Source organism: Aromatoleum toluolicum, from assembly GCF_012911005.2.
Lineage (GTDB): Bacteria > Pseudomonadota > Gammaproteobacteria > Burkholderiales > Rhodocyclaceae > Aromatoleum > Aromatoleum toluolicum.
Genome location: NZ_WTVS01000019.1, coordinates 1 through 21,749, shown reverse-complemented (window position 1 = coordinate 21,749; position 21,749 = coordinate 1). Strand labels below are relative to the sequence as shown.

25 protein-coding genes and 1 other RNA gene are annotated in these 21,749 nt (G+C 66.9%); 12 read left to right on the top strand and 14 right to left on the bottom strand.

Annotated elements, in window-relative coordinates; all coding sequences use genetic code 11:
* Positions 1 to 3: 3 nt before the first annotated feature.
* From GPA27_RS10675 to rsmI, 10 genes are all read right to left on the bottom strand, one after another.
* Positions 4 to 1,404, bottom strand: coding sequence for a UDP-N-acetylmuramoyl-tripeptide--D-alanyl-D-alanine ligase (locus tag GPA27_RS10675; protein ID WP_169140277.1), 1,401 nt, complete (start codon positions 1,402 to 1,404; stop codon positions 4 to 6).
* Positions 1,398 to 2,906 carry a UDP-N-acetylmuramoyl-L-alanyl-D-glutamate--2,6-diaminopimelate ligase gene (locus GPA27_RS10670; RefSeq protein WP_169140275.1) on the bottom strand — a complete coding sequence of 503 codons (1,509 nt, stop codon included), beginning with the start codon at positions 2,904 to 2,906 and terminating at the stop codon, positions 1,398 to 1,400. Before GPA27_RS10670 ends, GPA27_RS10675 begins: the two co-directional genes overlap by 7 nt.
* Positions 2,903 to 4,657, bottom strand: coding sequence for a peptidoglycan D,D-transpeptidase FtsI family protein (locus tag GPA27_RS10665; protein ID WP_169140273.1), 1,755 nt, complete (start codon positions 4,655 to 4,657; stop codon positions 2,903 to 2,905). Before GPA27_RS10665 ends, GPA27_RS10670 begins: the two co-directional genes overlap by 4 nt.
* Complete coding sequence (ftsL, locus tag GPA27_RS10660; RefSeq protein WP_169140271.1) at positions 4,654 to 4,920, bottom strand: cell division protein FtsL; 267 nt, start codon at positions 4,918 to 4,920, stop codon at positions 4,654 to 4,656. The genes GPA27_RS10665 and ftsL overlap by 4 nt, the downstream gene beginning before the upstream one ends.
* Positions 4,917 to 5,855, bottom strand: a complete 939-nt coding sequence (gene rsmH / locus GPA27_RS10655; RefSeq protein ID WP_169140270.1) for a 16S rRNA (cytosine(1402)-N(4))-methyltransferase RsmH — start codon at positions 5,853 to 5,855, stop codon at positions 4,917 to 4,919. The genes ftsL and rsmH overlap by 4 nt, the downstream gene beginning before the upstream one ends.
* Positions 5,852 to 6,295 carry a division/cell wall cluster transcriptional repressor MraZ gene (gene mraZ / locus GPA27_RS10650; RefSeq protein ID WP_169140269.1) on the bottom strand — a complete coding sequence of 148 codons (444 nt, stop codon included), beginning with the start codon at positions 6,293 to 6,295 and terminating at the stop codon, positions 5,852 to 5,854. Before mraZ ends, rsmH begins: the two co-directional genes overlap by 4 nt.
* A gap of 293 nt (positions 6,296 to 6,588) precedes the next feature.
* Positions 6,589 to 6,971: RNase P RNA component class A (gene rnpB / locus GPA27_RS10645), an RNA gene on the bottom strand.
* Between the two features lie 27 nt (positions 6,972 to 6,998).
* Positions 6,999 to 7,418, bottom strand: a complete 420-nt coding sequence (locus GPA27_RS10640) for a hypothetical protein (protein WP_169140268.1) — start codon at positions 7,416 to 7,418, stop codon at positions 6,999 to 7,001.
* 12 nt (positions 7,419 to 7,430) lie between these two features.
* Positions 7,431 to 8,465 carry a dihydroorotase gene (pyrC, locus tag GPA27_RS10635; RefSeq protein WP_169140267.1) on the bottom strand — a complete coding sequence of 345 codons (1,035 nt, stop codon included), beginning with the start codon at positions 8,463 to 8,465 and terminating at the stop codon, positions 7,431 to 7,433.
* Between the two features lie 56 nt (positions 8,466 to 8,521).
* Positions 8,522 to 9,382 carry a 16S rRNA (cytidine(1402)-2'-O)-methyltransferase gene (rsmI, locus tag GPA27_RS10630; protein WP_169140387.1) on the bottom strand — a complete coding sequence of 287 codons (861 nt, stop codon included), beginning with the start codon at positions 9,380 to 9,382 and terminating at the stop codon, positions 8,522 to 8,524.
* On the opposite strand from rsmI, the gene GPA27_RS10625 reads away from it, so the two are divergent.
* From GPA27_RS10625 to GPA27_RS10615, 3 genes are all read left to right on the top strand, one after another.
* Positions 9,381 to 9,800 carry a YraN family protein gene (locus GPA27_RS10625; RefSeq protein WP_169140385.1) on the top strand — a complete coding sequence of 140 codons (420 nt, stop codon included), beginning with the start codon at positions 9,381 to 9,383 and terminating at the stop codon, positions 9,798 to 9,800. The genes rsmI and GPA27_RS10625 overlap by 2 nt on opposite strands.
* Before the next feature lie 128 nt (positions 9,801 to 9,928).
* A complete protein-coding gene (locus tag GPA27_RS10620; protein WP_169140266.1) occupies positions 9,929 to 10,522 on the top strand; it encodes a phosphoheptose isomerase in 594 nt (197 codons plus the stop codon).
* A complete protein-coding gene (locus tag GPA27_RS10615) occupies positions 10,522 to 11,154 on the top strand; it encodes a BON domain-containing protein (protein WP_169140265.1) in 633 nt (210 codons plus the stop codon). The genes GPA27_RS10620 and GPA27_RS10615 overlap by 1 nt, the downstream gene beginning before the upstream one ends.
* Before the next feature lie 51 nt (positions 11,155 to 11,205).
* Here the strand turns inward: GPA27_RS10615 and mpl are convergent, their stop codons facing one another.
* The gene (gene mpl, locus GPA27_RS10610) at positions 11,206 to 12,570 is read right to left on the bottom strand and encodes a UDP-N-acetylmuramate:L-alanyl-gamma-D-glutamyl-meso-diaminopimelate ligase (protein WP_169140264.1); all 1,365 of its coding nucleotides are present in this window, start codon (positions 12,568 to 12,570) and stop codon (positions 11,206 to 11,208) included.
* 166 nt (positions 12,571 to 12,736) lie between these two features.
* On the opposite strand from mpl, the gene GPA27_RS10605 reads away from it, so the two are divergent.
* Genes GPA27_RS10605 through GPA27_RS10570 form a run of 8 tightly spaced genes read left to right on the top strand, consistent with a single transcriptional unit; the run spans position 12,737 to position 18,810 of the window.
* On the top strand, positions 12,737 to 13,285 hold the full coding sequence (locus tag GPA27_RS10605) for a hypothetical protein (protein ID WP_211164935.1): 549 nt from the start codon (positions 12,737 to 12,739) through the stop codon (positions 13,283 to 13,285).
* A gap of 12 nt (positions 13,286 to 13,297) precedes the next feature.
* Positions 13,298 to 13,849 carry a TlpA family protein disulfide reductase gene (locus GPA27_RS10600; protein ID WP_169140261.1) on the top strand — a complete coding sequence of 184 codons (552 nt, stop codon included), beginning with the start codon at positions 13,298 to 13,300 and terminating at the stop codon, positions 13,847 to 13,849.
* A 57-nt stretch (positions 13,850 to 13,906) separates the two neighbouring features.
* Positions 13,907 to 14,398, top strand: coding sequence for a type II 3-dehydroquinate dehydratase (aroQ, locus tag GPA27_RS10595; RefSeq protein WP_169140259.1), 492 nt, complete (start codon positions 13,907 to 13,909; stop codon positions 14,396 to 14,398).
* Positions 14,399 to 14,451: 53 nt separating this feature from the next.
* Positions 14,452 to 14,901, top strand: a complete 450-nt coding sequence (gene accB, locus GPA27_RS10590; protein WP_169140257.1) for an acetyl-CoA carboxylase biotin carboxyl carrier protein — start codon at positions 14,452 to 14,454, stop codon at positions 14,899 to 14,901.
* A 10-nt stretch (positions 14,902 to 14,911) separates the two neighbouring features.
* Positions 14,912 to 16,273: an acetyl-CoA carboxylase biotin carboxylase subunit gene (accC, locus tag GPA27_RS10585; RefSeq protein ID WP_169140255.1), complete on the top strand. Its 1,362-nt coding sequence runs from the start codon at positions 14,912 to 14,914 to the stop codon at positions 16,271 to 16,273.
* A 19-nt stretch (positions 16,274 to 16,292) separates the two neighbouring features.
* Positions 16,293 to 17,201, top strand: coding sequence for a 50S ribosomal protein L11 methyltransferase (gene prmA / locus GPA27_RS10580; protein WP_169140253.1), 909 nt, complete (start codon positions 16,293 to 16,295; stop codon positions 17,199 to 17,201).
* Entirely contained in the window at positions 17,201 to 18,397 is a 1,197-nt protein-coding gene (locus GPA27_RS10575) for a zinc-ribbon and DUF3426 domain-containing protein (RefSeq protein WP_169140383.1), read from the top strand. The genes prmA and GPA27_RS10575 overlap by 1 nt, the downstream gene beginning before the upstream one ends.
* A gap of 20 nt (positions 18,398 to 18,417) precedes the next feature.
* On the top strand, positions 18,418 to 18,810 hold the full coding sequence (locus GPA27_RS10570) for a diacylglycerol kinase (protein WP_169140251.1): 393 nt from the start codon (positions 18,418 to 18,420) through the stop codon (positions 18,808 to 18,810).
* Between the two features lie 24 nt (positions 18,811 to 18,834).
* Here the strand turns inward: GPA27_RS10570 and GPA27_RS10565 are convergent, their stop codons facing one another.
* The 3 genes from GPA27_RS10565 to GPA27_RS10555 all read right to left on the bottom strand — a co-directional run bounded on the left by GPA27_RS10565 (position 18,835) and on the right by GPA27_RS10555 (position 20,855).
* Positions 18,835 to 19,305, bottom strand: a complete 471-nt coding sequence (locus tag GPA27_RS10565; protein ID WP_169140249.1) for an outer membrane lipoprotein — start codon at positions 19,303 to 19,305, stop codon at positions 18,835 to 18,837.
* Positions 19,299 to 20,234, bottom strand: a complete 936-nt coding sequence (locus GPA27_RS10560; RefSeq protein ID WP_169140247.1) for a carbohydrate kinase family protein — start codon at positions 20,232 to 20,234, stop codon at positions 19,299 to 19,301. Before GPA27_RS10560 ends, GPA27_RS10565 begins: the two co-directional genes overlap by 7 nt.
* Before the next feature lie 210 nt (positions 20,235 to 20,444).
* Complete coding sequence (locus GPA27_RS10555) at positions 20,445 to 20,855, bottom strand: HIT family protein (protein ID WP_169140246.1); 411 nt, start codon at positions 20,853 to 20,855, stop codon at positions 20,445 to 20,447.
* Positions 20,856 to 20,972: 117 nt separating this feature from the next.
* Here GPA27_RS10555 and GPA27_RS10550 point away from each other — a divergent pair, with 117 nt between their 5' ends.
* Positions 20,973 to 21,731 (top strand): GNAT family N-acetyltransferase, encoded by a 759-nt coding sequence (locus GPA27_RS10550; protein WP_169140245.1) that lies wholly within the window; start codon positions 20,973 to 20,975, stop codon positions 21,729 to 21,731.
* Positions 21,732 to 21,749 lie beyond the last annotated feature (18 nt).

Sequence of the window (21,749 nt, the reverse complement as noted above, 5' to 3'; positions counted from 1 at the left end):
GGACTAATGAGACTCCTGTGAAGGGGCGCCATTGTGCACCGCCGCAAGCCCGTTCGCCACCCGCTCCATCCGCATGAAACGGGAGCCCTTCACCAGCACCACGGTGTTCGCATCGAGCCGCGGCGCCAAGGCGGCCAGCAGGGCCTCCGCGGTGGCAAATTTCTGCCCCCCGTCGCCGAAGTTGTGTGCCGCGACCGCGCTCATTTCCCCCAGGGCGTAGAGTTCGTCGACACCCTTGCTCTTGGCGTAGCCTCCGACCTCGTCATGCAGTTGCGCGCTGGTCGTGCCGACTTCACCCATGTCGCCGAGCACTAGCACCGTATGCCCGGCCGTCGAGGCCAGCACGTCGATCGCAGCGCGCACCGAATCGGGATTCGCGTTGTACGTGTCGTCGATGACCAACGCGCCGTTGAGACCGGCACGCCGCTGCAGGCGCCCGGGCGCGCCGCTAAAGCCGGACAGCCCCTCGACGACCGCAGCCAGCGATGCGCCGGTGGCAAGGCATGCCGCAGCGGCACCTGCCGCGTTGCGCACGTTGTGCTCGCCCGGCACCGGCAGGTCGAATTCCACGCCGCCCGCCGCGGTGGTCAGCATGAGGCGGGCGCCGAGCCCATGCAGATCGGCCGTCGCCTTCACGTCCGCAGCCTGGCCGGTCGCGAAAGTGACGATGGTGCGTCCGCGGTTCAGCTCCCGCCACAACGCGCAGTGGGAATCGTCGGCATTCACGACGGCGACACCGTTCTCGCCCAACCCGGCGTAGATGGCCCCCTTCTCCTTCGCGATCTCCACGAGCGAACCCATGCCCTGCAGATGGGCACGCTGCGCGTTCGTGACGATCGCCACGGTCGGTCGGGCCAGGGCGGTCAGGTAACCGATCTCGCCCGGATGGTTCATGCCCATCTCGATCACCGCCGCACGGTGGTGATCGCGCAGCTCGAGCAAGGTCAGCGGCAGACCGATGTCGTTGTTGAGGTTGCCGGTCGTCGCGAGAACACAGTCCGCCGTATGCCCGTCACGTCGGGCCTGGGCGCGCATGATCGCGGCGCACATTTCCTTGACCGTGGTCTTGCCGTTGCTGCCCGTCACTCCGATCAGCGGGATGTCGAAGCGGCTGCGCCAGTGCGCCGCAAGGGCGCCGAGCGCGAGGCGGGTATCGCGCACGACGAGGCGCGGAAACTCGACGTCCTCATGCTCGCGCTGCCACGCCTCATCGACCAGCGCGGCGACGGCACCCTGCGAAGCGGCCTGTTCGACGAAGTCATGCCCGTCGAAATGCTCGCCACGCAGCGCGACGAACAGCTGGCCGGGACGCACGCGCCGGCTGTCGGTGCCGACGCACGAAAAGGTCGCGTCGCCGACCACGCGGAACCCGCCGAGTTGCCCGGCTTCCTGGAGGCTCAGCACGCGCCCGCCCCCCGGACTCGACTCCACTCGCGCAGGGCGATCTGCGCCTGCTCGACATCCGAAAAGGGCAGACGCACGCCCAGGATCTCCTGATAAGGTTCGTGCCCCTTGCCGGCAAGCACGACGACATCGTCGGTACCGGCTTCTCCGACCGCGATGCGGATCGCCTGCGCCCGGTCGTTCACCCGCTCGGCCTGCGGACCCGCACCTTGCATGATGGCGTCGATGATCTTCTCCGGATCCTCGGAGCGCGGATTGTCGCTGGTGACGATCACCCGATCGGCCAGTTGGCGGGCAGCCTCGCCCATCAGCGGACGTTTGCCCGGATCGCGGTCTCCGCCGCAACCGAAGACGCACACGAGACGCCCGCCGCGCGTCGCGACCGTTGCGCGCACGGACTCCAGCACTTTCGCCAGGGCGTCCGGCGTATGCGCATAATCGACGACGATCAGCGGCTCGGCGACGCCGCCCACAAGCTGCATGCGCCCCTGTGGCGGCGTCAGATGCGCGATCGCATGCACGATCTCGTCCAGCGGCATGCCGCGCGCGAGGAGCGCCCCGGCAACGGCAAGCAGGTTGGACACGTTGAACGGCGCGACCATGCGCACGTCCAGTTCGCGCCGCACGCCTTCAAAGACGATCGCGAAGCGCAGGCCCGACGCCGACATGCGCACATCCTGCGCGCTCAACTGGCGCACGCCGTGCGCTGCCGTCGCCGCGGCGGACTGCGTGTAACCGATCACCGGCAACCCCGTGCCGGAAAGACGATGTGCCTGATCCAGGCCGAAGGCATCGTCCAGATTGATCACCGCACAACCCAGACCGGGTTGAGCGAACAGCCGGGCCTTGGCTGCACCGTAGGCCTCCATCGTGCCGTGATAATCGAGGTGGTCGCGGCTCAGATTCGTGAACACCGCGACGTCGAATGCGACCGCGTTGACACGCTCCTGGTCGAGGCCGATCGACGACACTTCCATCGTCGCCGCGCTCCCGCCCGCAGACAGGAAGTCGCCCAGGACGCGATGAACTTCGAGCGCATCCGGCGTCGTATTCAGCGTATCGGCAAGCTGCCCGGGGAAGCCATTGCCCAGCGTTCCGATCACGCCGCACTTTTCCCCGAGCCGGGCCAGGGCTGCAGCCAGCCACTGAGTAACGGTCGTCTTGCCGTTGGTGCCGGTCACCCCGACGGTCCACAGCCTGTCGGAAGGGCGGCCATGGATCAGGTGCGCGAGATAACCCCCGAGGCGGCGCAGTTCCGCGACGGGAATTGACGGGACCGGCAAGCCGTCCACGCGAAAACCGCCGCGGTCGTCCCACAGCACCGCAGCGGCGCCGCGTTCGACGGCGGCACCGATGAACCTGCGTCCGTCCGAGGCTAGCCCGGGCCAGGCGGCGAACACATCCCCCCCGCTTACGCGGCGCGAATCGGCCGTGATGCCGGCCGGCACGACACCGGCCTTGTTAAGCCGTTCGAGGATCGCGGATGCGAGGTCGACGCTCACATGCTCTCCCGGGCGGGCACGGCAATCCCCTGCTTCTGCGCGAGCTGCAGCGGCACCAACGGAGCATCGGGCGCCACACCGAGCGCGCGCAGCGCTCCTTCGGTAATCTGGGCAAACACGGGCGCTGCAACAGCACCGCCGTAATACTGTCCCGCAGACGGTTCGTCGATCATCACGGCAACGATAAGCCGCGGATCCGAGGCGGGGGCCAGTCCGACATAGGACGAAACATATTTGTTCGTGTAGTGCGCGCCTTCCAGCTTGATTGCCGTGCCGGTCTTGCCCGCCACGCGGTACCCGGCGACCTGCGCCTTGGGCGCCGTACCGCCGGGACCGGACGCAAGCTCGAGCATGCCGCGCATCTCGCGCGCCGTCGCCGCCGAGAAGATGCGCTTGCCACTGACGGGCGGCGCTTCGAGACGGGTCAACGACAAGGGCACCAGCTCGCCATCGCGCGCGAATACTAGATAGGCGTGCGCCATCTGGATAAGGCTCACCGAAACGCCATGTCCGTAGGACATCGTCGCCTGTTCGATCGGTTTCCACGTCTTGGCGGGACGCAGGCGCCCGCCCGCCTCGCCGGGAAAACCGAGATTCAGCGGCTTGCCGAAACCGAGATCGTCGTACAGACGCCACATCTCATCGGGCGAGAAATGCATCGCAACCTTGACGGTGCCGATGTTGGACGACTTCTGGATCACCTGCGCCACGGTCAGCGCGCCGTTGCGGTGCGAATCGGAAATCGTCGCCCGCCCGATCGTCATGCGGCCCGGTGACGTATCGATGATCGTGCCGGGCTGCACCTTCCCGCGATCCAGCGCGAGACCGACGATGAAGGGTTTCATGATCGAACCCGGTTCATAGACGTCGGTGAGGACGCGGTTGCGCAGCTGCGCCCCGCTGAGGTTCGTGCGATTGTTCGGGTTGTAGGTCGGCGCATTGACCAGCGCGAGCACCTCGCCTGTGCGCGCGTCGAGCACCACCGACGCACCGGCCTTCGCCTTGTGCGTCTGCATCGCCTGCCGCAGCGCCGAATACGCGAGGTACTGGATCTTGGCGTCGATCGACAGCGCAAGATCCTGCCCGTCGCGCGGCGCGCGGATGGCCTCCACGTCCTCGATGATCTGCCCGCGACGATCGCGGATCACGCGCCGCGCGCCCGGCTTGCCGGCAAGGGTGCCGTCGAAGGCGAGCTCCACGCCTTCCTGCCCCTTGTCGTCGACACCGGTGAAGCCCAGCACGTGGGCCATCACCTCGCCGCCGGGGTAGTAACGGCGATATTCCTGCTGCTGATGGACGCCGGCGAGCTTCAGGTCGGCGATCTGTTCAGCAATCTCGGGCGACACCTGACGTTTCAGGTAGACGAAATCGCGCCCGGCGGCGAGACGGCGATTGAGTTCCTGCACGTCCATTTCCAGCAGGCCCGCAAGCTTGCGCGTGTCCGGCGGGGCGAGATTCACGTCGGTGGGAATCGCCCAGATCGAACGCACCGGCGTGCTCACGGCCAGCATGTCGCCGTGGCGATCCGTTACGCGGCCGCGCGTCGCCGGCACCTCGAGCACCCGCGCGTAGCGCGACTCGCCCTTGGCCTGCAGGAACTCGTTATTGACTCCCTGCAGGTACATCGCACGCCCGATCAGCGCCAGCGAGCACGCCATCAGGCCCAGCATCACCGCGCGCGGACGCCAGGCAGGCAGGCCGTGCCGCAGCAAGGGGTTGTGATTGAAGGTCACCGTCCGCTGTTTGCTCATTTGACGCCCTCGATCGAAAAGACCTGCCCCGGTACCGGCGCGCGCATCCCGATACGCTCGCGGGCGATCTTCTCGACGCGCGCATGCGCGGCCCAGGTACTCTGCTCGAGCTGCAACTGGTCCCACTCCACTTCGAGGCCATGAGCGCGCGTCTGCTCGCGCTCGAGTTCCGAGAACAGCTTGCGGGCCTGATGCTGCGATGCGACCACGCCCAGCGCGCTCGCCACCGCCACCGCCACGAGGAAGGCGTCGGCGCGGATCATCCCTGCGCCTCCGTGCGCTCGGCCACGCGCATCACCGCGCTACGCGCACGCGGGTTGGTGGCCACCTCCGCGTCGCCGGGCCGCACGGCCTTGCCGACCAGCGCCAGACGCGGCTTGGGCAGGTCGGCGGCGCGCACCGGCAGGCGCGACGGCAATTGCGGCGGACGCGACTCGTCGCGCATGAAACGCTTGACGATGCGGTCTTCGAGCGAGTGAAAGCTGATCACGACGAGCCGTCCGCCCGGCTTCAGCCGCGCGACGGTATCGGGCAGGATCAGCGACAGCTCTTCGAGTTCCTGATTGATGAAAATCCGTAGAGCCTGGAAACTGCGAGTCGCCGGGTGCTGCCCCGGCTCGCGTGTACGGACCGCTTTTTCCACGATCGCGGCAAGCTGTCGAGTGGTTGCAACAGCCCCCCCTGTCCGAGCAGCTGCAATCGCCTTTGCAATCGCATGAGCAAACCGTTCTTCCCCATAATCCCTGAGCACCTCCGTGATTTGCGCGACAGACGCGTCTGCCAGCCATTGCGCCACGGTCTGCCCGCGGCTCGTGTCCATGCGCATATCGAGCGGCGCATCGAAACGAAAACTCATACCCCGCTCCGGCTCGTCGAGCTGCGGAGAGGACACACCAAGATCGAGTAGCACACCGTCGACCCAGCTGACGCCGAGTGCGTCGAGCTCGTCGGCGAACGAACTGAAAGGCGCATGGACGAGGGTCAGGCGAGGATCTGCGATTTCGCGACCGACCGCGATCGCCGACGGATCGCGATCAAAAGCGATGAGCCGCCCCGCAGGCCCGAGCGCTGCAAGAATCGCCCGACTGTGACCACCGCGACCGAAGGTGCCGTCGACGTAGACGCCATCGGGCCGGATCGCCAGCGCATCGACAGCTTCGGAAAGGAGCACGGTCACGTGCTTGGGCAGCAGGCTCACAGCGCGAGGCTCTCGAACCCTGCCGGCAGGGCGGCACCGGACAGCGCCAGCATCGCCTCCTGCTGCTTCTGCCAGCCGGCATCCGACCACAACTCGAAATGGGTTCCCTGGCCGACCAGCCACACCTGCTTGTCCAGCCCGGCCCACTGACGCGACGACGGGGCGATCAGCACACGCCCCGCACCATCGAGCTCTTCCTCCTGGGCAAAGCCGATCAGCAGACGCTTGAGTGCCGCAGCATCGGGATTGAGGCCGGGCATGGCCGCGACCTGCGCGCGGATCGGCTCCCAGACTGCCTGCGGATAGACCAGCAGGCACTTGTGGGGATGTGCAGTGACGACCAGCGGCGCCCCGTCGGGAACGAGGGCGTCACGATGCCGCGCAGGGATCGCAACGCGACCCTTGGCATCGAGACTGAGCGCAGCGGCTCCCTGGAACATTCCACCCCCTGTTTTTCTCGCCGAGGCGGCATGCAAATGCCACGTCGACCCACTTTTTACCACCAGACCCCACTTTAGAGTAAAGGGAATGGAGGGTCAAGCCGAGCCCAGGGAGTTTTCCGTTGCTACACAATGACTTATGGACGAGCAAAGCGCCGCCATAAACCCTGAAAAATCAAGGCAGATAGCGCAACTTCATGAGAAAAACGTAGAGATTCGGGCGCCGGACGGGCCCTAAGTGGGGAAGCGTGGGAAAACGCACACGAAAGTGGGGAAAAACAGCTCGGCGAGGGAAGGGAAGTTCGCCGATAAGCCGGGTTTTGTCGAGCGGCCGCGACCTGTTGGCCGCAACCGCCGGGCAGTCATTCCTCTGGGGGCCGTGTTGCCACGGCGCTCTAGCAGCCTACCCGGGAGCAGCGCGAGCCACGCCATTGCTCCCCTATTTGGCCTTGCCCCGGATGGGGTTTACCGTGCCAGTCCTGTCGCCAGTCCTGCGGTGGGCTCTTACCCCACCATTTCACCCTTACCTGTGCCTGCGAACAGGCCATCGGCGGTTTGCTTTCTGTTGCACTTTCCGTCGCCTCACGGCGCCCGGCCGTTAGCCGGCATCCTGCTCTGCGGGGCCCGGACTTTCCTCCACGCACACAAGGTACGCAGCGACTGCCTGGCGAACTTCCCGCTGCCGATTATACGCGACGCGCGCTCACTTGCCCGCAGGGATGAAGGCCGCGACGCCGTCCTTGAAGCGGAAGGTGCCGAGCGAAGGCCCCGGAGTGGAGCCTGCGGCGTTTTCCCAGTCCTGCACCTGGCACTTGTCGGTTCCGACGAGGTACCAGCGGTTCCCCTGGCGGAGCGCCCACAGTCGTTCGCCCGCCTCGAACACTTCCATCGGCGTCAGCTCGGTGCCATCCGGATGAATCGGGACTCGCCTCTGGCAGTGCGGCAGACGCGACGCGATGACCGCCTGATTGACCGTGCTCTGCCAGAAATAGGGCTTCTCGCGCACCAGGATCAGTGCGTGCTGGCTTCCCTCGATCATGAAGGCGGTCGCGCTGTTCTCGCATGCCGCGAGCATCGGCAACATCCCCAGCGCGACAATCGCTTTGGTCCGGGCACTCGGCATAGGGCCTCCCGATCAGAGCAGACGCCAGGCGATGGTCTCGCCGGCACGCAGGGGCACCAGCGGATCGCCGGCGAGATAGTCGTAGGCGGCCGGAACCTCCCACACCTGCTTTGCCAGCGTGATGCGCCCGGAATTGGGCGGCAGGCCATAGAACGCCGGTCCGTTGAGACTCGCGAACGCCTCGAGCCTGTCGAGCGCCCCGGCCTGCTCGAAGGCCTCGGCGTACAGTTCGATCCCGGCGTGCGCGGTGTAACAGCCCGCACAGCCGCAGCCCGCCTCCTTCGTTGAGCGCGCGTGCGGCGCCGAGTCAGTGCCGAGGAAAAATTTCGCACTGCCGGAGGTCGCCGCCTCGACCAGCGCGCGCCGGTGGGTCTCGCGCTTGAGTACGGGCAGGCAGTAATGATGCGGCCGAATGCCGCCGGCGAAGATCGCGTTGCGATTGAGCAGCAGGTGGTGGGCGGTGATCGTCGCGCCGACATTGTCGCCCGCCGCCTTCACGAACTGGGCGGCATCGGCGGTGGTGATGTGCTCGAACACGACGCGCAGCCCCGGAAATTTCTGCGTCAGCGGGGCAAGCACGCGCTCGATGAACACCTGCTCGCGATCGAAGACGTCGACATCGCCCTGCGTCACTTCACCATGCACGCACAGCACCATGCCGACGCGCTCCATCCGCTCCAGCACCGGATAGACCTTCTCGATCGCCGTCACCCCCGCGTCCGAATTGGTCGTCGCGCCTGCCGGGTAGAGCTTTGCCGCCACCACCGCACCGCTCGCCCGGGCACGGTCGATTTCGTCCGGCGCCATGTTGTCGGTGAGGTACAAGCTCATCAGCGGTTCGAATTCGATGCCGGCCGGCACCGCCGCGCGGATGCGGTCGCGGTATTCGAGAGCCAGCGCCGTCGTGGTCACGGGAGGCCGCAGGTTGGGCATGATGAGCGCACGGCCGAAGCGCTGCGCGGTGTGCGGCACGACGGCCGCGAGCGCGGCGCCGTCGCGTACGTGCAGATGCCAGTCGTCGGGGCGGATAAGGGAGATTTTGTGCATGACGTTCCAGGATCAGGATGCGGGCGCCGTTGGTCGCGCCAATTATATATGCGGGTTCAGTTGCCCTTCAGCTCCAGCGCGCGCGCATACAGCAGCTTGCGCGACGCGCCGGTGATGTCGGCAGCGAGCCGCGCGGCGGTCTTGACCGGAAGCTCCTCGAGCAGCAGCGCAAGGGCACGTTCGGCATCCGCACCGAGGCCTTCGACTTCGGGCGCAGCGGCGACGACCAGCACGAACTCCCCGCGGCAGCGGTTCGCATCGGCCGCCAGCCATGCCGGCGCCTCGCCCAGCGGCATGCGGGCGATCTGCTCGTAGATCTTCGTGATTTCGCGCGCGATCACGATGTCGCGCGACGGCTCCAGCACTGCCGCGAGATCTGCGACACATTCGACGATGCGGTGAGGCGATTCGTAGAACACCAGCGGCACCTCCTGCGCGCGCAACTCCTCGATCCGCGCCCGCCGCGCCGCCTGCTTGGCCGGGAGGAAGCCGACGAAGCGGAAACCGTCGTCCACGAATCCGGACGCGGACAGTGCCGCGATGGCCGCACAGGGACCGGGAACGGGCACCACCGGGAAGCCCGCCTCGCGCACACGCGCAACCGCCCGCGCACCGGGATCCGAGATTGCCGGAGTGCCGGCGTCGCTGATCAGCGCGACGTGCTGCCCCGCTTCCAGCATCCGGATCACCTGCCCGACGGCGGCCTGCTCGTTGTGCTCATGCAGCGGAAAGAGCCGGGTACGGATGCCCAGCGCATCGAGCAGACGTTGACTGTGGCGCGTATCCTCGGCGGCGATGGCGCCGACTTCCGTCAGTACGCCCTGCGCACGCATGCTGACGTCCTGAAGATTCCCGAGCGGGGTCGCCACCACATACAATGACGGCGTACTTGAAAGCGGAGACGGGTTGTTCGACATGGACATCGGGGATCGCAGCAAGAGGGAAGGCATTGTCCGGCGGCCGGCGCCTCTCACGCAAGCACGCGGCAAGGCCGGCGAGGAGCTCGCCGAGCGATTCCTCGCGCGCCGCGGTCTCACCGCTCTCGCACGCAACGTGCGCTGCCGCGGCGGAGAAGTCGATCTCGTGTGCCTGGACCGCGGCACCGTGGTGTTTGTGGAGGTCCGTCTGCGCAGCAATCCGGGCTTCGGCGGCGCGGCGGCGAGCATCACCGCGACGAAGCGCCGGCGCGTCGTGCTGGCGGCACGCTGGTGGCTCGCGGGCGCGGGTCGTCGCTACGCACAAAGCCCCTGCCGCTTCGACGCGGTGCTCATGAGCTCACTCGACGAAGCAACGGTGGAATGGCTGCGCGGCGCGTTCGACGCCGACGCATGGTAAGGGTCTGTAAGGAAACCCACCGCTGCAATGCCCGGCACGGCACACTTGCGCCGCACGGCGGCCGCTGCGGGACCGGCGTCCGCCTCGTGCTAGACTTTTGCCCCCGACAGAAGTGACCCGAGCCCCTCATGGACCTGATTCACCGCATCTCCCGACAATTCGAAGACAGCGCCCGCACCAAGCTCGACTCGCTGGAGGCGCTGGCCGCCCCGATCGCGGGAGCGGTGGAGATCATGACCGGCAGTCTGCTCAACAACGGCAAGATCCTCGCCTGCGGAAACGGCGGCTCGGCTGCCGATGCGCAACATTTCGCCGCCGAGCTGGTCAACCGTTTCGAGATGGAGCGACCGCCGCTCGCTGCCGTGGCGCTGACGACCGATACCTCGACACTGACCTCGATCGCCAACGATTACGACTACACCCAGGTATTCTCCAAGCAGGTGCGCGCGCTCGGACAACCGGGCGACGTCCTGCTCGCGATTTCGACCAGCGGCAATTCTCCCAACGTCATCGCTGCGATCGAGGCCGCCCACGAACGCGAGATGCGCGTCATCGCGCTGACCGGCAAGGGCGGCGGCCGGATGGGGGAAATGCTCGGCGACGGCGACATCCATCTGTGCGTGCCCGCCGACCGCACGGCACGCATCCAGGAAGTTCATCTGCTCGTCCTGCACTGCCTGTGCGACGGCATCGATTGTCTGTTACTCGGAGTTGAAGACTAATGAACAACAAGACCCTTCAAGCCAGCCGGCGCACCCTGATTCTCGGTCTGGGCGCAGCGGCGACGCTGCCGCTGCTGCAGGGCTGCTTCCCGCTCGTCGCGGGCGGGGTCGGAGCGGGCGCGGCCATGGTTGCCGACCGCCGCACCTCGGGCGCCTATGTCGAGGACGAAGGCATCGAATGGCGCACCTCGAGCGCGCTGCGCGATCGCCTCGGCGATGCCGTGCACGTCAACGTGACGTCCTTCAACCGCAACGTGCTGCTCACCGGGGAAGCCCCCAGCGAGGCGCACCGTGCCGAAGCCGAGCGCGTGGCCGGCAGCATCGCCAACGTCAAGGGCATCGTCAATGAGATCCAGGTCGCCGGCACCTCATCGCTGACCTCACGCGGCAACGATTCGCTGATCACGTCGAAGGTCAAGGCGCGCTTCGTCGATTCGGCGCAGTTCAGCGCCAACCACATCAAGGTCGTGACCGAAGCGGGGACCGTGTTCCTGCTCGGCATCGTGACGCGCCGCGAGGCGGATGCCGCAACCGAGGTGGCGCGCCGCACGGACGGTGTGCGCAAGGTCGTGAGGGTGTTCGAGTACATCACCGACCAGCAGGCCCGCCAGCTCGAAGGCAAGAAGGACTGAAGCGCCGGATTACCGGCTGGAGCGGCTTCGGCTAAGCCGCTCCCACCTTTCTCAACCCGCCGTGCGGGAACGCAAAGCGGCGAGCAGCTTGTCGTGCACGCCTCCGAAACCGCCGTTGCTCATCACCAGCACGTGATCGCCGGGGCGGGCCTCGGCGACGACGGCCGCCACCAGCTCGTCCAGCGAATCGAAGGCACCGGCCCGCCCTCCCAGCGACGCGAGCGCTTCGCCCGCATCCCAGCCCAGAGCGTTCGCGTAGCAGTAGACGCGGTCGGCCAGCGCCAGGCTGTCGGGCAGGCGACTCTTCATCACCCCCAGCTTCATCGTGTTCGAGCGCGGCTCGAGCACCGCGAGGATGCGCCCCTGCGGCTCGCGTCTGCGCAGCCCCTCGACCGTCAGCGCGATCGCCGTCGGATGGTGGGCGAAATCGTCATAGACGGTGATCCCGTCTACGCGACCACGCACCTCCATGCGACGCTTGATCCCCTGGAAGCGCGCGAGACTCGCGATCGCCTGCGCCGGCGTCACGCCGACGTGACGGGCCGCGGCGATGGCCGCCAGTGCATTGCTGCGATTGTGACTGCCCGACATCGGCATCGCGATGCGCCCCAGTACCTCACCGCGCAGCCTGAACACGGCCTCGCCCTCGCCGTCCGCCGCACCCGGTTCGACCGACCACTGCGCGGCGTCGCCGAACCACTCCAGCTCTGACCAGCAGCCGCGCGCGAGCACGCGCTTCAGGCTCTCTTCGCCGCCATTCGCGACGATGCGGCCGGATGCCGGAATGGTCCGCACGAGGTGATGGAACTGCGTCTCGATCGCCGCGAGGTCCGCAAAGATGTCCGCGTGGTCGAACTCGAGATTGTTGAGGATCGCCGTGCGCGGACGGTAATGCACGAACTTCGAACGCTTGTCGCAGAACGCCGTGTCGTACTCGTCCGCCTCGATGACGAAAAAGGGCGAATCGGTGAGGCGCGCGGACACGCCGAAGTTGCCCGGCACGCCGCCGACGAGGAAGCCGGGATTGAGCCCCGCGTCCTCCAGCATCCACGCGAGCATGGAGGTGGTCGTGGTCTTGCCGTGCGTGCCCGCGACGGCCAGCACCCAGCGCCCCTGCAGGACATGCTCGGCCAGCCACTGCGGGCCGGACACATAGGGAAGTCCGCGCTCGAGGATCGCCTCCAGCAGCGGGTTGCCGCGCGAGATGGCATTGCCGACGACGAACACGTCGGGCGCGAGGTCGATCTGCGCGGCATCGTAGCCTTCCGTCAGGCCGATGCCCTGCGCTTCGAGCTGGGTGCTCATCGGCGGATAGACGTTTGCGTCGCAGCCGGTGACGGTGTGCCCGGCCGAACGCGCGAGCAGCGCCACGCCGCCCATGAAGGTGCCGCAAATTCCAAGGATGTGGATGTGCATCGAAACTCCGGGACTGACGGACCGCTGCAATGTGCGTGAAACGGGTCCGTGTAGAATGGTGCGCATTCTACATCGACCCTCATCCGGACTCGCGACCATGACTTTCCGCGCGCCCCCCTCCCGCTCCGGAACCCTGAGGCGTGAAATCGCCGCCACGGCGGCCCGCATGATGGCCGAGGACGGCATCAGCGATTTCGGCTTCGCCAAGCGCAAGGCCGCGCGCCAGCTCGGCGCGTCCGACACGGACTCCCTGCCCAACAACGCCGAGATCGAAGCCGAGCTGCGCGCCTGGCAGGCGCTTTACCAGGACGAGGAGCTGGCCGAACGCCTGCTCGAGATGCGACGCGCCGCCGTCGGCGTGATGCGCCTGCTCGACGAGTTTCGCCCCTACCTCACCGGCGGCGCGCTCGACGGCACCGCGGGTCGCTACACCGAGGTCGATATCGAACTCTTCGCGGAGAGCGCCAAGGAAGTCGAGATCTTCTTCCTCAACCAGGACATCGCCTACGAACACCGCGAACCGCGCCGTCCCGCGCCGCACGCGCCGGAAGCGATCCTGAGCTTCGAGTGGGAGCAGGTGCCGATCCGCCTGTCGATCTATCCGGCCGACGCCGAACGCTCCAACCGGCGGCATGCGGACAGGGCGCGCTTGCCTGCGGTCGAGGCGCTGCTGGCTCCGGGCGGCAGCGAAGCCGAACCCGAACCGGTACGCTGAATCGATCGCGCCATGCAGCCACTCGTCCGCAATGCCTTGATCCTCGCCGTCGCCGCCGTAGCGGGGCTCGCCGGCTATCTCGTCCAGCGCGCCTCGTCGCCCGCCCACCCTGCACCGGCGCAGGTCGCCCGCGAGGCGGGCGCACCGATACTCGCTCTGAACCTGCCCGACAGCAATGGCCAACCCCAGGCGCTCTCGCAGTGGCAAGGAAAAGTGCTGGTGGTCAATTTCTGGGCGACATGGTGCCCGCCCTGCCTGCGCGAGATTCCCGAATTCGCCGCGGTGAGCCGGCGCTTCGCGGATGCGCCGGTGCAATTCGTCGGCATCGGCATCGACCAACCCGACAACGTGCACAGATTCGCCGAGGACAACAAGGTCCCCTACCCGCTGCTGAGCGCCCCGCTGCAGACGCTGGCCGTGACGAGCGCACTCGGAAACACGTCCCAGGCACTCCCGTTCACCGCAATCTTCGACCGGCACGGCGAACTGGATTTCGTGAAGCTGGGCACCTTGAATGAAGCGGAACTTGAAGGCAGAATTCGCGCACTCCTCGCTTCGCGCTGACGTGCCCGGAACGCTTTCACTGGACAAAGTGCAGCGATCTGCGGCAAACTTGCCGTCATGACGCGCTCAAAACGCAGCAAAACCACCGAGGCCCCACCGCCTCCGCAGACTCGAATCCTGGTTCTGCACGGCCCCAACCTGAACCTGCTCGGCACTCGCGAACCCGATGTCTATGGCCGCACCACGCTGGCCGACATCCATTCCGCAATGGATGCGCGTGCCCGTGCAGCCGGGGTCATCGTCGAGTCCTTCCAGAGCAATCATGAAGGGCAGCTCATCGACCGCATCCAGGCTGCAGCCGTGGAAGCGATCGACTACATCATCATCAACCCGGCCGGCTACAGCCACACGAGCGTCGCCCTGCGCGACGCGCTGGCCGCGGTGGCGATTCCCTACGTGGAAGTACACCTGTCCAACATCCACGCGCGGGAACCGTTCCGCCATCACTCCTATTTTTCCGATCGCGCCATCGGTGTCATCTGCGGGCTGGGCGCATACGGCTACATGGCCGCACTCGAATTCGCCCTCACGCAACTGCGGGAAAGCTAAACACAAAACCCCTCTGGCGGCCCAGCAAGGCGCCGCATTGTCCGGAGAACAGCATGGATCTGCGCAAGCTGAAGAAACTGATCGACCTCGTCCAGGAATCGGGCATTTCCGAACTGGAGGTTACCGAGGGCGAAGAGAAGGTACGCATCGCCAAGCATATCGCCGCCCCCACGGCTCCCGCTTACCTGGCCGCCGCACCCGTGGCCGCTCCGGCTGCAGCCCCCGCGACAGATGTGGTCGTGGCGCCGGCGGCCAACGCCCTGCCCGAGGGCAACGTCGTCAAGTCGCCGATGGTCGGCACCTTCTACCGCGCAAGCGCGCCGGGCGCGAAGCCGCTGGCCGACGTCGGCCAGAGCGTCTCCGTGGGCGACCGTCTGTGCATCATCGAAGCGATGAAGCTCATGAACGAGATCGAGTCGGAGTTCACCGGCACGATCAAGGCAATCCTGGTCGAGAACGGCCAGCCGGTCGAGTACGGCCAGCCGCTGTTCGTCATCGCCTGATCGGCACGCCATGTTTGAAAAGATCCTGATCGCGAACCGCGGCGAGATTGCGCTGAGGGTGCTGCGCGCCTGCCGCGAGCTCGGCATCCGCACCGTCGCCGTGCATTCGGTCGCGGACACCGAGGCCAAGTACGTGAAGCTCGCCGACGAGTCGGTGTGCATCGGCCCCGCCGCGTCGGCGCAGAGCTACCTCAACGTCCCGGCCATCATCTCGGCGGCGGAAGTCACCGACGCCGAGGCGATCCATCCCGGCTACGGCTTCCTGTCGGAGAACGCCGACTTCGCCGAGCGCGTCGAGCAGTCCGGCTTCGCGTTCATCGGCCCGCGCGCCGAAACGATCCGCCTGATGGGCGACAAGGTCAGCGCGAAGGATGCGATGAAGGCCGCGGGCGTGCCCTGCGTGCCGGGTTCCGACGGCGCCCTGCCGGACGACCCCAAGGAGATCGTCAAGATCGCGCGCGCGGTCGGCTATCCGGTGATCATCAAGGCGGCCGGCGGCGGCGGCGGGCGCGGCATGCGCGTGGTGCACACGGAAGCTGCGCTGCTGAACGCCGTGCAGACGACCCGCGCCGAAGCGCAAGCGGCATTCGGCAACCCGGTCGTGTACATGGAGAAGTTCCTCGAGAACCCGCGCCATGTTGAGATCCAGGTGCTCGCCGACGAGCATGGCAATGCGGTGTATCTGGGCGAACGCGACTGCTCGATGCAGCGGCGCCACCAGAAGGTCATCGAGGAAGCGCCCGCGCCCGGCATCGACCGCAAGGCCATCGCCAAGGTTGGCGAGCGTTGCGCCGAAGCCTGCCGCAAGATCGGCTATCGCGGCGCCGGCACCTTCGAATTCCTGTACGAAAAAGGCGAGTTCTTCTTCATCGAGATGAACACGCGCGTGCAGGTCGAGCACCCGGTCACCGAACTGATCACCGGCATCGACATCGTGCAGGCCCAGATCCGCATCGCGGCAAACGAAAAGCTGTGGTTCGGTCAGAAGGACATCGTCTTCCGCGGTCACGCGGTCGAATGCCGGATCAACGCCGAAGACCCGTTCAAGTTCACCCCCTGCCCCGGCAAGATCACCAACTGGCACACCCCGGGCGGCCCGGGCATCCGCGTCGATTCGCACGTCTACAACGGCTACACGATCCCGCAACACTATGACTCGATGATCGGCAAGCTGATCGCCTACGGCGACACGCGCGAGCAGGCGATCCGCCGCATGCGTATCGCGCTGTCGGAAATGGTCGTCGAAGGCATCAAGACGAACGTGCCGCTGCACCAGGAACTGATGCTCGACGCACGCTTCATCGAAGGCGGCACCAGCATCCACTACCTGGAACACAAGCTGGCCGACCGCAACGAAGTCAAGAAGAGCTGACGAGCCGGAGCCGCCGCTCATGTGGATTTCCGTGACCCTGCAGGCCGAGGCGAAGAAGGCCGAGGCGCTGTCCGAGGCGCTGATGGAGGCGGGCGCGCTCTCGATCAGCATCGAGGACGCCGACGCCGGCACCGATGCGGAGAAGCCGCAATTCGGCGAGCCGGGCCATCACCCGGTCGGCCTGTGGGACCACAGCCGCGTCATCGCGCTGTTCGCCGCCGACGCCGACCTCACGGTCGCCCTCGCGCGGGCAGCCGCCGACGCGGGCTTCGACGCGGTGCCGCCCTTCACGCTGGAAGATGTCGCGGAACAGAACTGGGTGCAGCTCACGCAAAGCCAATTCGACCCGATCCGCATCACCGAGCGGATGTGGATCGTGCCTTCCTGGCATACCGCCCCCGATCCGGCCGCCATCAACATCGAACTCGATCCTGGCATGGCCTTCGGCACGGGCTCGCACCCGACCACGCGCCTGTGCCTCGAGTGGCTGTGTGACGCGGTCACGCCCGGCGCCGCCGTGCTCGATTACGGCTGCGGCTCAGGCATCCTCGGCATCGCCGCGGCAAAACTGGGCGCCGCCGACGTGCTGGGCATCGACATCGACGACAAGGCACTCGAAGCCGCGCAGGACAATGCGCAGCGCAATGGCGTGACGATGCGCCTGCAGCATTCGCGCGAAACGCTCGATGTGCAGTTCGACATCGTTGTCGCAAACATCCTCACCAACCCGCTGTGCGTGCTTGCGCCCCTGCTGGCCGCGCGCGTGGCGCCCGGCGGACGGATCGCGCTGTCGGGCGTACTCGACACCCAGACCGATCAGGTCATCGCCGCCTACGCGCCCTTCATCGCACTGCGCGTCGGCGCGACCCACGAGGGCTGGGCGCGACTGGAAGGCACCCGGCCCGCCACCGGGGCCGGCAACGACTGATGCTCGCCCGCTGCCCGGCCTGCCACACGGTATTCCGGGTTCGGAGCGAGCAGCTGCGCGCACACCATGGGCAGGTGCGCTGCGGCAGCTGCCTGCTCCCGTTCGACGCGCTCGACAATCTGATCGAAGACGCCCCCCCGCCTGCAGCGCCCAGGGCGCCGGAACCGGCACCGGACCGCTCCGATCGCTTCTTCGTACTGGAAGAGAAGGCAGACGACACGTTCTCCGGCGAGCTCGATTTCGAATTGCCCGACGCGCTCGTCCCGCAGCGCACGGCGCAACGCGAGCTTAACGTTGCGCGACAGGAACCCGAGGAACGCACGCCCGCGCCACCGATCTTTCCGCTCGATGCCGTCGGAGCAGAGGGGCACGTAGCGCTTGAACCAGCCGCGCCACTGCAGAGCCTCGAACCGGAAACCGACGAACGGCACACAGCGACCGGGAAGCCCGAGCCGGAGTACCGGGGAGAGGAAGACACCGACACCCTCGCGCGCCAGTCATGGCGGGAGGATGATGTGGTGCGGCAGGAGCCTGCGGAGGAATACGCGCCCGCCCCCCTGATGCACGGCCCGGCGACGTCGGACCGCCTCGAGCCGGGTTTCGCGACGCCGCCGCGCATCGAAGATGATTTCCTTGCCGAAGAACCCGCGCCTGCACCCACCGAACCGGCAACAGACACCCAAGACGAGTTCGCGGACTATGCACCGCCGGTGCCCCCGCCTGCCCGCCACGGCCTCACCGGCCTTGCCATCGGCCTGCTGAGCGGGATGCTCGCGGCACAGTTGCTCTATCTGTTCCGCGCCGACCTCGCACGGGAGTGGCCGTCCTTGCGGCCAGCGCTGGTCACGGCATGCCACGCCTTGGGCTGCACGGTCGAACTGCCGCACATCGCCGGGCTGATCAGCGTCGAATCCTCGGACTTGCAGTCCGAGCCCGGCAAGACGGCCAACCTCGTGCTGAACGCGACGATCCGCAATCGCGCCCCCCATCCGCTGGCCTGGCCGCACCTCGAACTGACCCTGACCGACGCGCGGGATCGTCCGCTCGTGCGGCGCGTACTCACGCCACAGGACTGGTTTCCGGGCGCAGATCTCGAACAGGGATTTGCCGCCGGACGCGACATCGCCGTGACCTTGCCCTTTTCGGCGGACGGACTGGGCGCGACCGGATACCGGATCTACGCCTTCTACCCCTGACACTCACGCGACGCCGCCCCATGACCCAGCCGCAGCACGAGCATCACGAAAGCCCGTTCAAGGGCAAGACCGGACTCACCCGCCTGTTCAACGCCCTGCGCTATTCGTTCGACGGGCTGAGCGCAGCCTTCCGGCACGAGGACGCCTTCCGCCAGGAGTGCATCCTCGCAGCGATTCTCATCCCGCTCGCGCTGTTCATGCCCGTCACCGGGGCAGGTAAGGCCCTGCTCATAGGCAGCGTGCTGTTCGTGATGATCGTGGAGCTGATCAATTCGGCGATCGAGGCGACCGTCGACCGCGTTTCCCTCGAACGCCACCTGCTCGCCAAGCGGGCGAAGGACATCGGCAGCGCCGCCGTCCTGCTTGCGCTCGTCAATCTTGCCTGCGTGTGGGGACTGGTCCTGCTCGGCTGAACTGTACCCTGGCCGGGCCCAGGCTCAGCGCGTCACGCGCGTCGTCGATCCGTCGCGCACGACGCGGACCGAATCGCCGGAACGGAAATCCTCGCCCTTGTCGTCCTGGACGACCGCCATGAGCTGATTGTTATCGAGCCGGACGGTGACCTCGACACCCTGGGAGCGCGTCGCGCCTTCCTCGATCGCCGAACCGGCAAGGCCGCCCGCGACCGCGCCGATCACCGTCGCGATCGCCGCACCACGCCCTTCACCGATGCCACTGCCCGCAATGCCGCCGATCGCCGCCCCCCCGAGCGCGCCGATCGGGGTCTTGGTTCCCTCGAGTTTCACGTAGCGAACCGATTCCACCACACCGTACTGCACCGTCATTGCCCGGCGCGCTTCGCCGCGCGAATAGGTTTCCCCGCCCAATCCGGTCGCGCAACCACCGAGCCCAAGCACCGCCGCGGCAAAGGCCGCCGCAACGGCACGCTGCCTTGCACCCATCACCATAATGCCTCTCCAAATACCTTCGCATAACGTGCGCCGATCTCCGCACGATCCGGCGCGTGATTCTGCCCGCCGCGACTGGCGATCTTGATCGATCCCATCAGCGACGCCAAGCGCCCGGTCCGCGTCCAGTCATAACCTTCTGCAATCCCGTACAGCAGACCCGCGCGGTAGGCATCGCCACATCCAGTCGGATCGACCACTTCATCGGCCGGCGCGCACGGAATCTCGATGCACCGACCGTCCGCATAGATGCGCGACCCCTCGGGTCCCAGCGTGACGACCAGCGCCTCGACGCCTTCCGCCAACTGTTCGACCGTACGCCCGGTCCGGTCGCACAGCAGGCGCGCTTCGTAATCATTGACCGTGCAATAGGTAGCCTGGTTCAGGCAATGCAGCAGCTCATCGCCCGAGAACAGCGGCATCCCCTGGCCCGGATCGAACACGAAAGGGACGCCCGCATCGGCGAACTGCGCGACATGATTCAGCATGCCGTCGCGACCGTCCGGCGACACGATGCCGAGCTTCACGCCGTTCGCGTCCTGCACCCGGTTGAGGTGCGAGTGGTTCATCGCGCCGGGGTGGAAGGCCGTGATCTGGTTGTCGTCGAGATCGGTGGTGATGAAGGCCTGCGCGGTGAAGCTGTCCGGCACGTGCTTCACGTGATCCTGGCGCAGCCCGAGCTGCTGCAGGCGCTGACGGTAGGGCTCCGCGTCATCGCCCACGGTCGCCATGATCAGTGGGTCCGCGCCCAGCAGGTTCAGGTTGTAGGCGATATTCCCTGCGCACCCGCCGAATTCGCGCCGCATGTCGGGCACGAGAAACGACACATTCAGGATGTGGATCTGTTCGGGAAGGATGTGGCGCTTGAAACGATCATGGAACACCATGATCGTGTCGTAAGCCATGGAGCCGCAGACGAGGATGGACATTCGGGGACCCGGGTCGGAAAAATCCCCCCATTATAGGGTGCGGTGGCGCCATTCACCCGCGAACGGCTTGCGGCTCCGGGGCAATCTCACGGCTTCGGGTAGGGCGGGAGTAGCCGAAGGCGTATCCCGCCACACGGCGGCCGGGAGGATTCCGACGCATGGATTGGCGGGATGCGCTACGCTCCTCCCGCCCTACGGATGCCCCCGACCTTACAGCGCCGCGCGGAGCTTCGCCGCCATCTCCTCGAGCGCCTCACGCGGAGGATTCTTCGCCGGCCACGCCAGCCCCATGCCGTCACCCTCCCAGCGCGGCACGACGTGGATGTGGAAGTGGAAGACGGTCTGGGCCCCGGCCTTCTCGTTCGCCTGCAGCAGCGTCACCCCCTCGCAGCCGAAGACGGCCTTCACCGCACGCGCCATGCGGGCCGCGGTGCGGAAAGCGGCCGCGGCCAGCTCGTCGTCGAGCTCATAGATATTCGCGCGGTGCGGCTTCACCACCACCAGCATGTGTCCGGGATTCACCGACTGCAGGTCCATGAACACCAGCGTGGACTCGTCTTCGAACACCCTGGAGGCGGGCAGCTCCCCCTTCACGATGCGGCAGAACACACAGCTTTCCATTGACTCTCCCCAAGCGGACGGACCCGATTACGTCATCCCATCGTAACGCCCTCGTCATGGCGCCGCAATGCAGCATTTCGACAATGCAAGCCACACGCCAAAGCAAGGATGAAAGCCATGCTTCAGAAACGGCAGCACACTGCGGAACGCCGCAGCCGCAACCTGCACGTAGGGCTCGCGGGCTGCGAAACCGAGATCCTCGAAGCGCAGAAGCTGCGCTACCGCGTATTCGCCGACGAAATGGGCGCCCGCCTGCCAAGCCGCACACCGGGCGTCGACCGCGACATCTACGACCCCTACTGCGAGCACCTGATCGTGCGCGACGAGGCTGCCGGACGCATCGTCGGCACCTACCGCATCCTGTCGCCCGTTGCCGCGCGCAAGGTCGGTGGCTACTACTCCGAAAACGAATTCGACCTCACGCGCCTGCAGCACCTACGCAACCGCATCGTCGAAATCGGCCGCTCGTGCATCGACGCCGACTACCGCAGCGGCGCCGTCATCACGCTGCTGTGGGCCGGCCTCGCCCGCTACATGCGGGAAAACGGCTACGACTACCTGATCGGCTGCGCCTCCGTCAGCATGGCCGATGGCGGACACACTGCCGCGAGCCTGTACAATCGCCTGAAGGACGAGCACGGCGCCCCGCTCGAGTACCGCGTCTTCCCGCGCTGCCCCCTGCCCCTCGGGCACCTGCGCAAGGACCTGCCGGGCGAGGCCCCGCCGCTCGTCAAGGGCTACCTGCGCGCGGGCGCGTGGATCTGCGGCGAACCGGCGTGGGACCCCGACTTCAACACCGCCGACCTGCCCATCCTGCTGTCGATGAACCGGCTCGACGGACGTTACGCCAAGCACTTCATGGAACGCCAAGACTGACAACGCACGCCGCTCAAC

What these genes read in the sequence shown, in the direction of transcription:
- GPA27_RS10665 (WP_169140273.1), bottom strand. Translation starts at nt 4,657, where the DNA reads ATGAGCAAACAGCGGACGGTGACCTTCAATCACAACCCCTTGCTGCGG.
- ftsL (WP_169140271.1), bottom strand. Translation starts at nt 4,920, where the DNA reads ATGATCCGCGCCGACGCCTTCCTCGTGGCGGTGGCGGTGGCGAGCGCG.
- mraZ (WP_169140269.1), bottom strand. Translation starts at nt 6,295, where the DNA reads ATGTTCCAGGGAGCCGCTGCGCTCAGTCTCGATGCCAAGGGTCGCGTT.
- GPA27_RS10640 (WP_169140268.1), bottom strand. Translation starts at nt 7,418, where the DNA reads ATGCCGAGTGCCCGGACCAAAGCGATTGTCGCGCTGGGGATGTTGCCG.
- pyrC (WP_169140267.1), bottom strand. Translation starts at nt 8,465, where the DNA reads ATGCACAAAATCTCCCTTATCCGCCCCGACGACTGGCATCTGCACGTA.
- GPA27_RS10625 (WP_169140385.1), top strand. Translation starts at nt 9,381, where the DNA reads ATGGACATCGGGGATCGCAGCAAGAGGGAAGGCATTGTCCGGCGGCCG.
- rsmI (WP_169140387.1), bottom strand. Translation starts at nt 9,382, where the DNA reads ATGTCGAACAACCCGTCTCCGCTTTCAAGTACGCCGTCATTGTATGTG.
- GPA27_RS10620 (WP_169140266.1), top strand. Translation starts at nt 9,929, where the DNA reads ATGGACCTGATTCACCGCATCTCCCGACAATTCGAAGACAGCGCCCGC.
- GPA27_RS10615 (WP_169140265.1), top strand. Translation starts at nt 10,522, where the DNA reads ATGAACAACAAGACCCTTCAAGCCAGCCGGCGCACCCTGATTCTCGGT.
- mpl (WP_169140264.1), bottom strand. Translation starts at nt 12,570, where the DNA reads ATGCACATCCACATCCTTGGAATTTGCGGCACCTTCATGGGCGGCGTG.
- GPA27_RS10605 (WP_211164935.1), top strand. Translation starts at nt 12,737, where the DNA reads ATGATGGCCGAGGACGGCATCAGCGATTTCGGCTTCGCCAAGCGCAAG.
- GPA27_RS10600 (WP_169140261.1), top strand. Translation starts at nt 13,298, where the DNA reads ATGCAGCCACTCGTCCGCAATGCCTTGATCCTCGCCGTCGCCGCCGTA.
- aroQ (WP_169140259.1), top strand. Translation starts at nt 13,907, where the DNA reads ATGACGCGCTCAAAACGCAGCAAAACCACCGAGGCCCCACCGCCTCCG.
- accB (WP_169140257.1), top strand. Translation starts at nt 14,452, where the DNA reads ATGGATCTGCGCAAGCTGAAGAAACTGATCGACCTCGTCCAGGAATCG.
- accC (WP_169140255.1), top strand. Translation starts at nt 14,912, where the DNA reads ATGTTTGAAAAGATCCTGATCGCGAACCGCGGCGAGATTGCGCTGAGG.
- prmA (WP_169140253.1), top strand. Translation starts at nt 16,293, where the DNA reads ATGTGGATTTCCGTGACCCTGCAGGCCGAGGCGAAGAAGGCCGAGGCG.
- GPA27_RS10575 (WP_169140383.1), top strand. Translation starts at nt 17,201, where the DNA reads ATGCTCGCCCGCTGCCCGGCCTGCCACACGGTATTCCGGGTTCGGAGC.
- GPA27_RS10570 (WP_169140251.1), top strand. Translation starts at nt 18,418, where the DNA reads ATGACCCAGCCGCAGCACGAGCATCACGAAAGCCCGTTCAAGGGCAAG.
- GPA27_RS10565 (WP_169140249.1), bottom strand. Translation starts at nt 19,305, where the DNA reads ATGGTGATGGGTGCAAGGCAGCGTGCCGTTGCGGCGGCCTTTGCCGCG.
- GPA27_RS10560 (WP_169140247.1), bottom strand. Translation starts at nt 20,234, where the DNA reads ATGTCCATCCTCGTCTGCGGCTCCATGGCTTACGACACGATCATGGTG.
- GPA27_RS10555 (WP_169140246.1), bottom strand. Translation starts at nt 20,855, where the DNA reads ATGGAAAGCTGTGTGTTCTGCCGCATCGTGAAGGGGGAGCTGCCCGCC.
- GPA27_RS10550 (WP_169140245.1), top strand. Translation starts at nt 20,973, where the DNA reads ATGCTTCAGAAACGGCAGCACACTGCGGAACGCCGCAGCCGCAACCTG.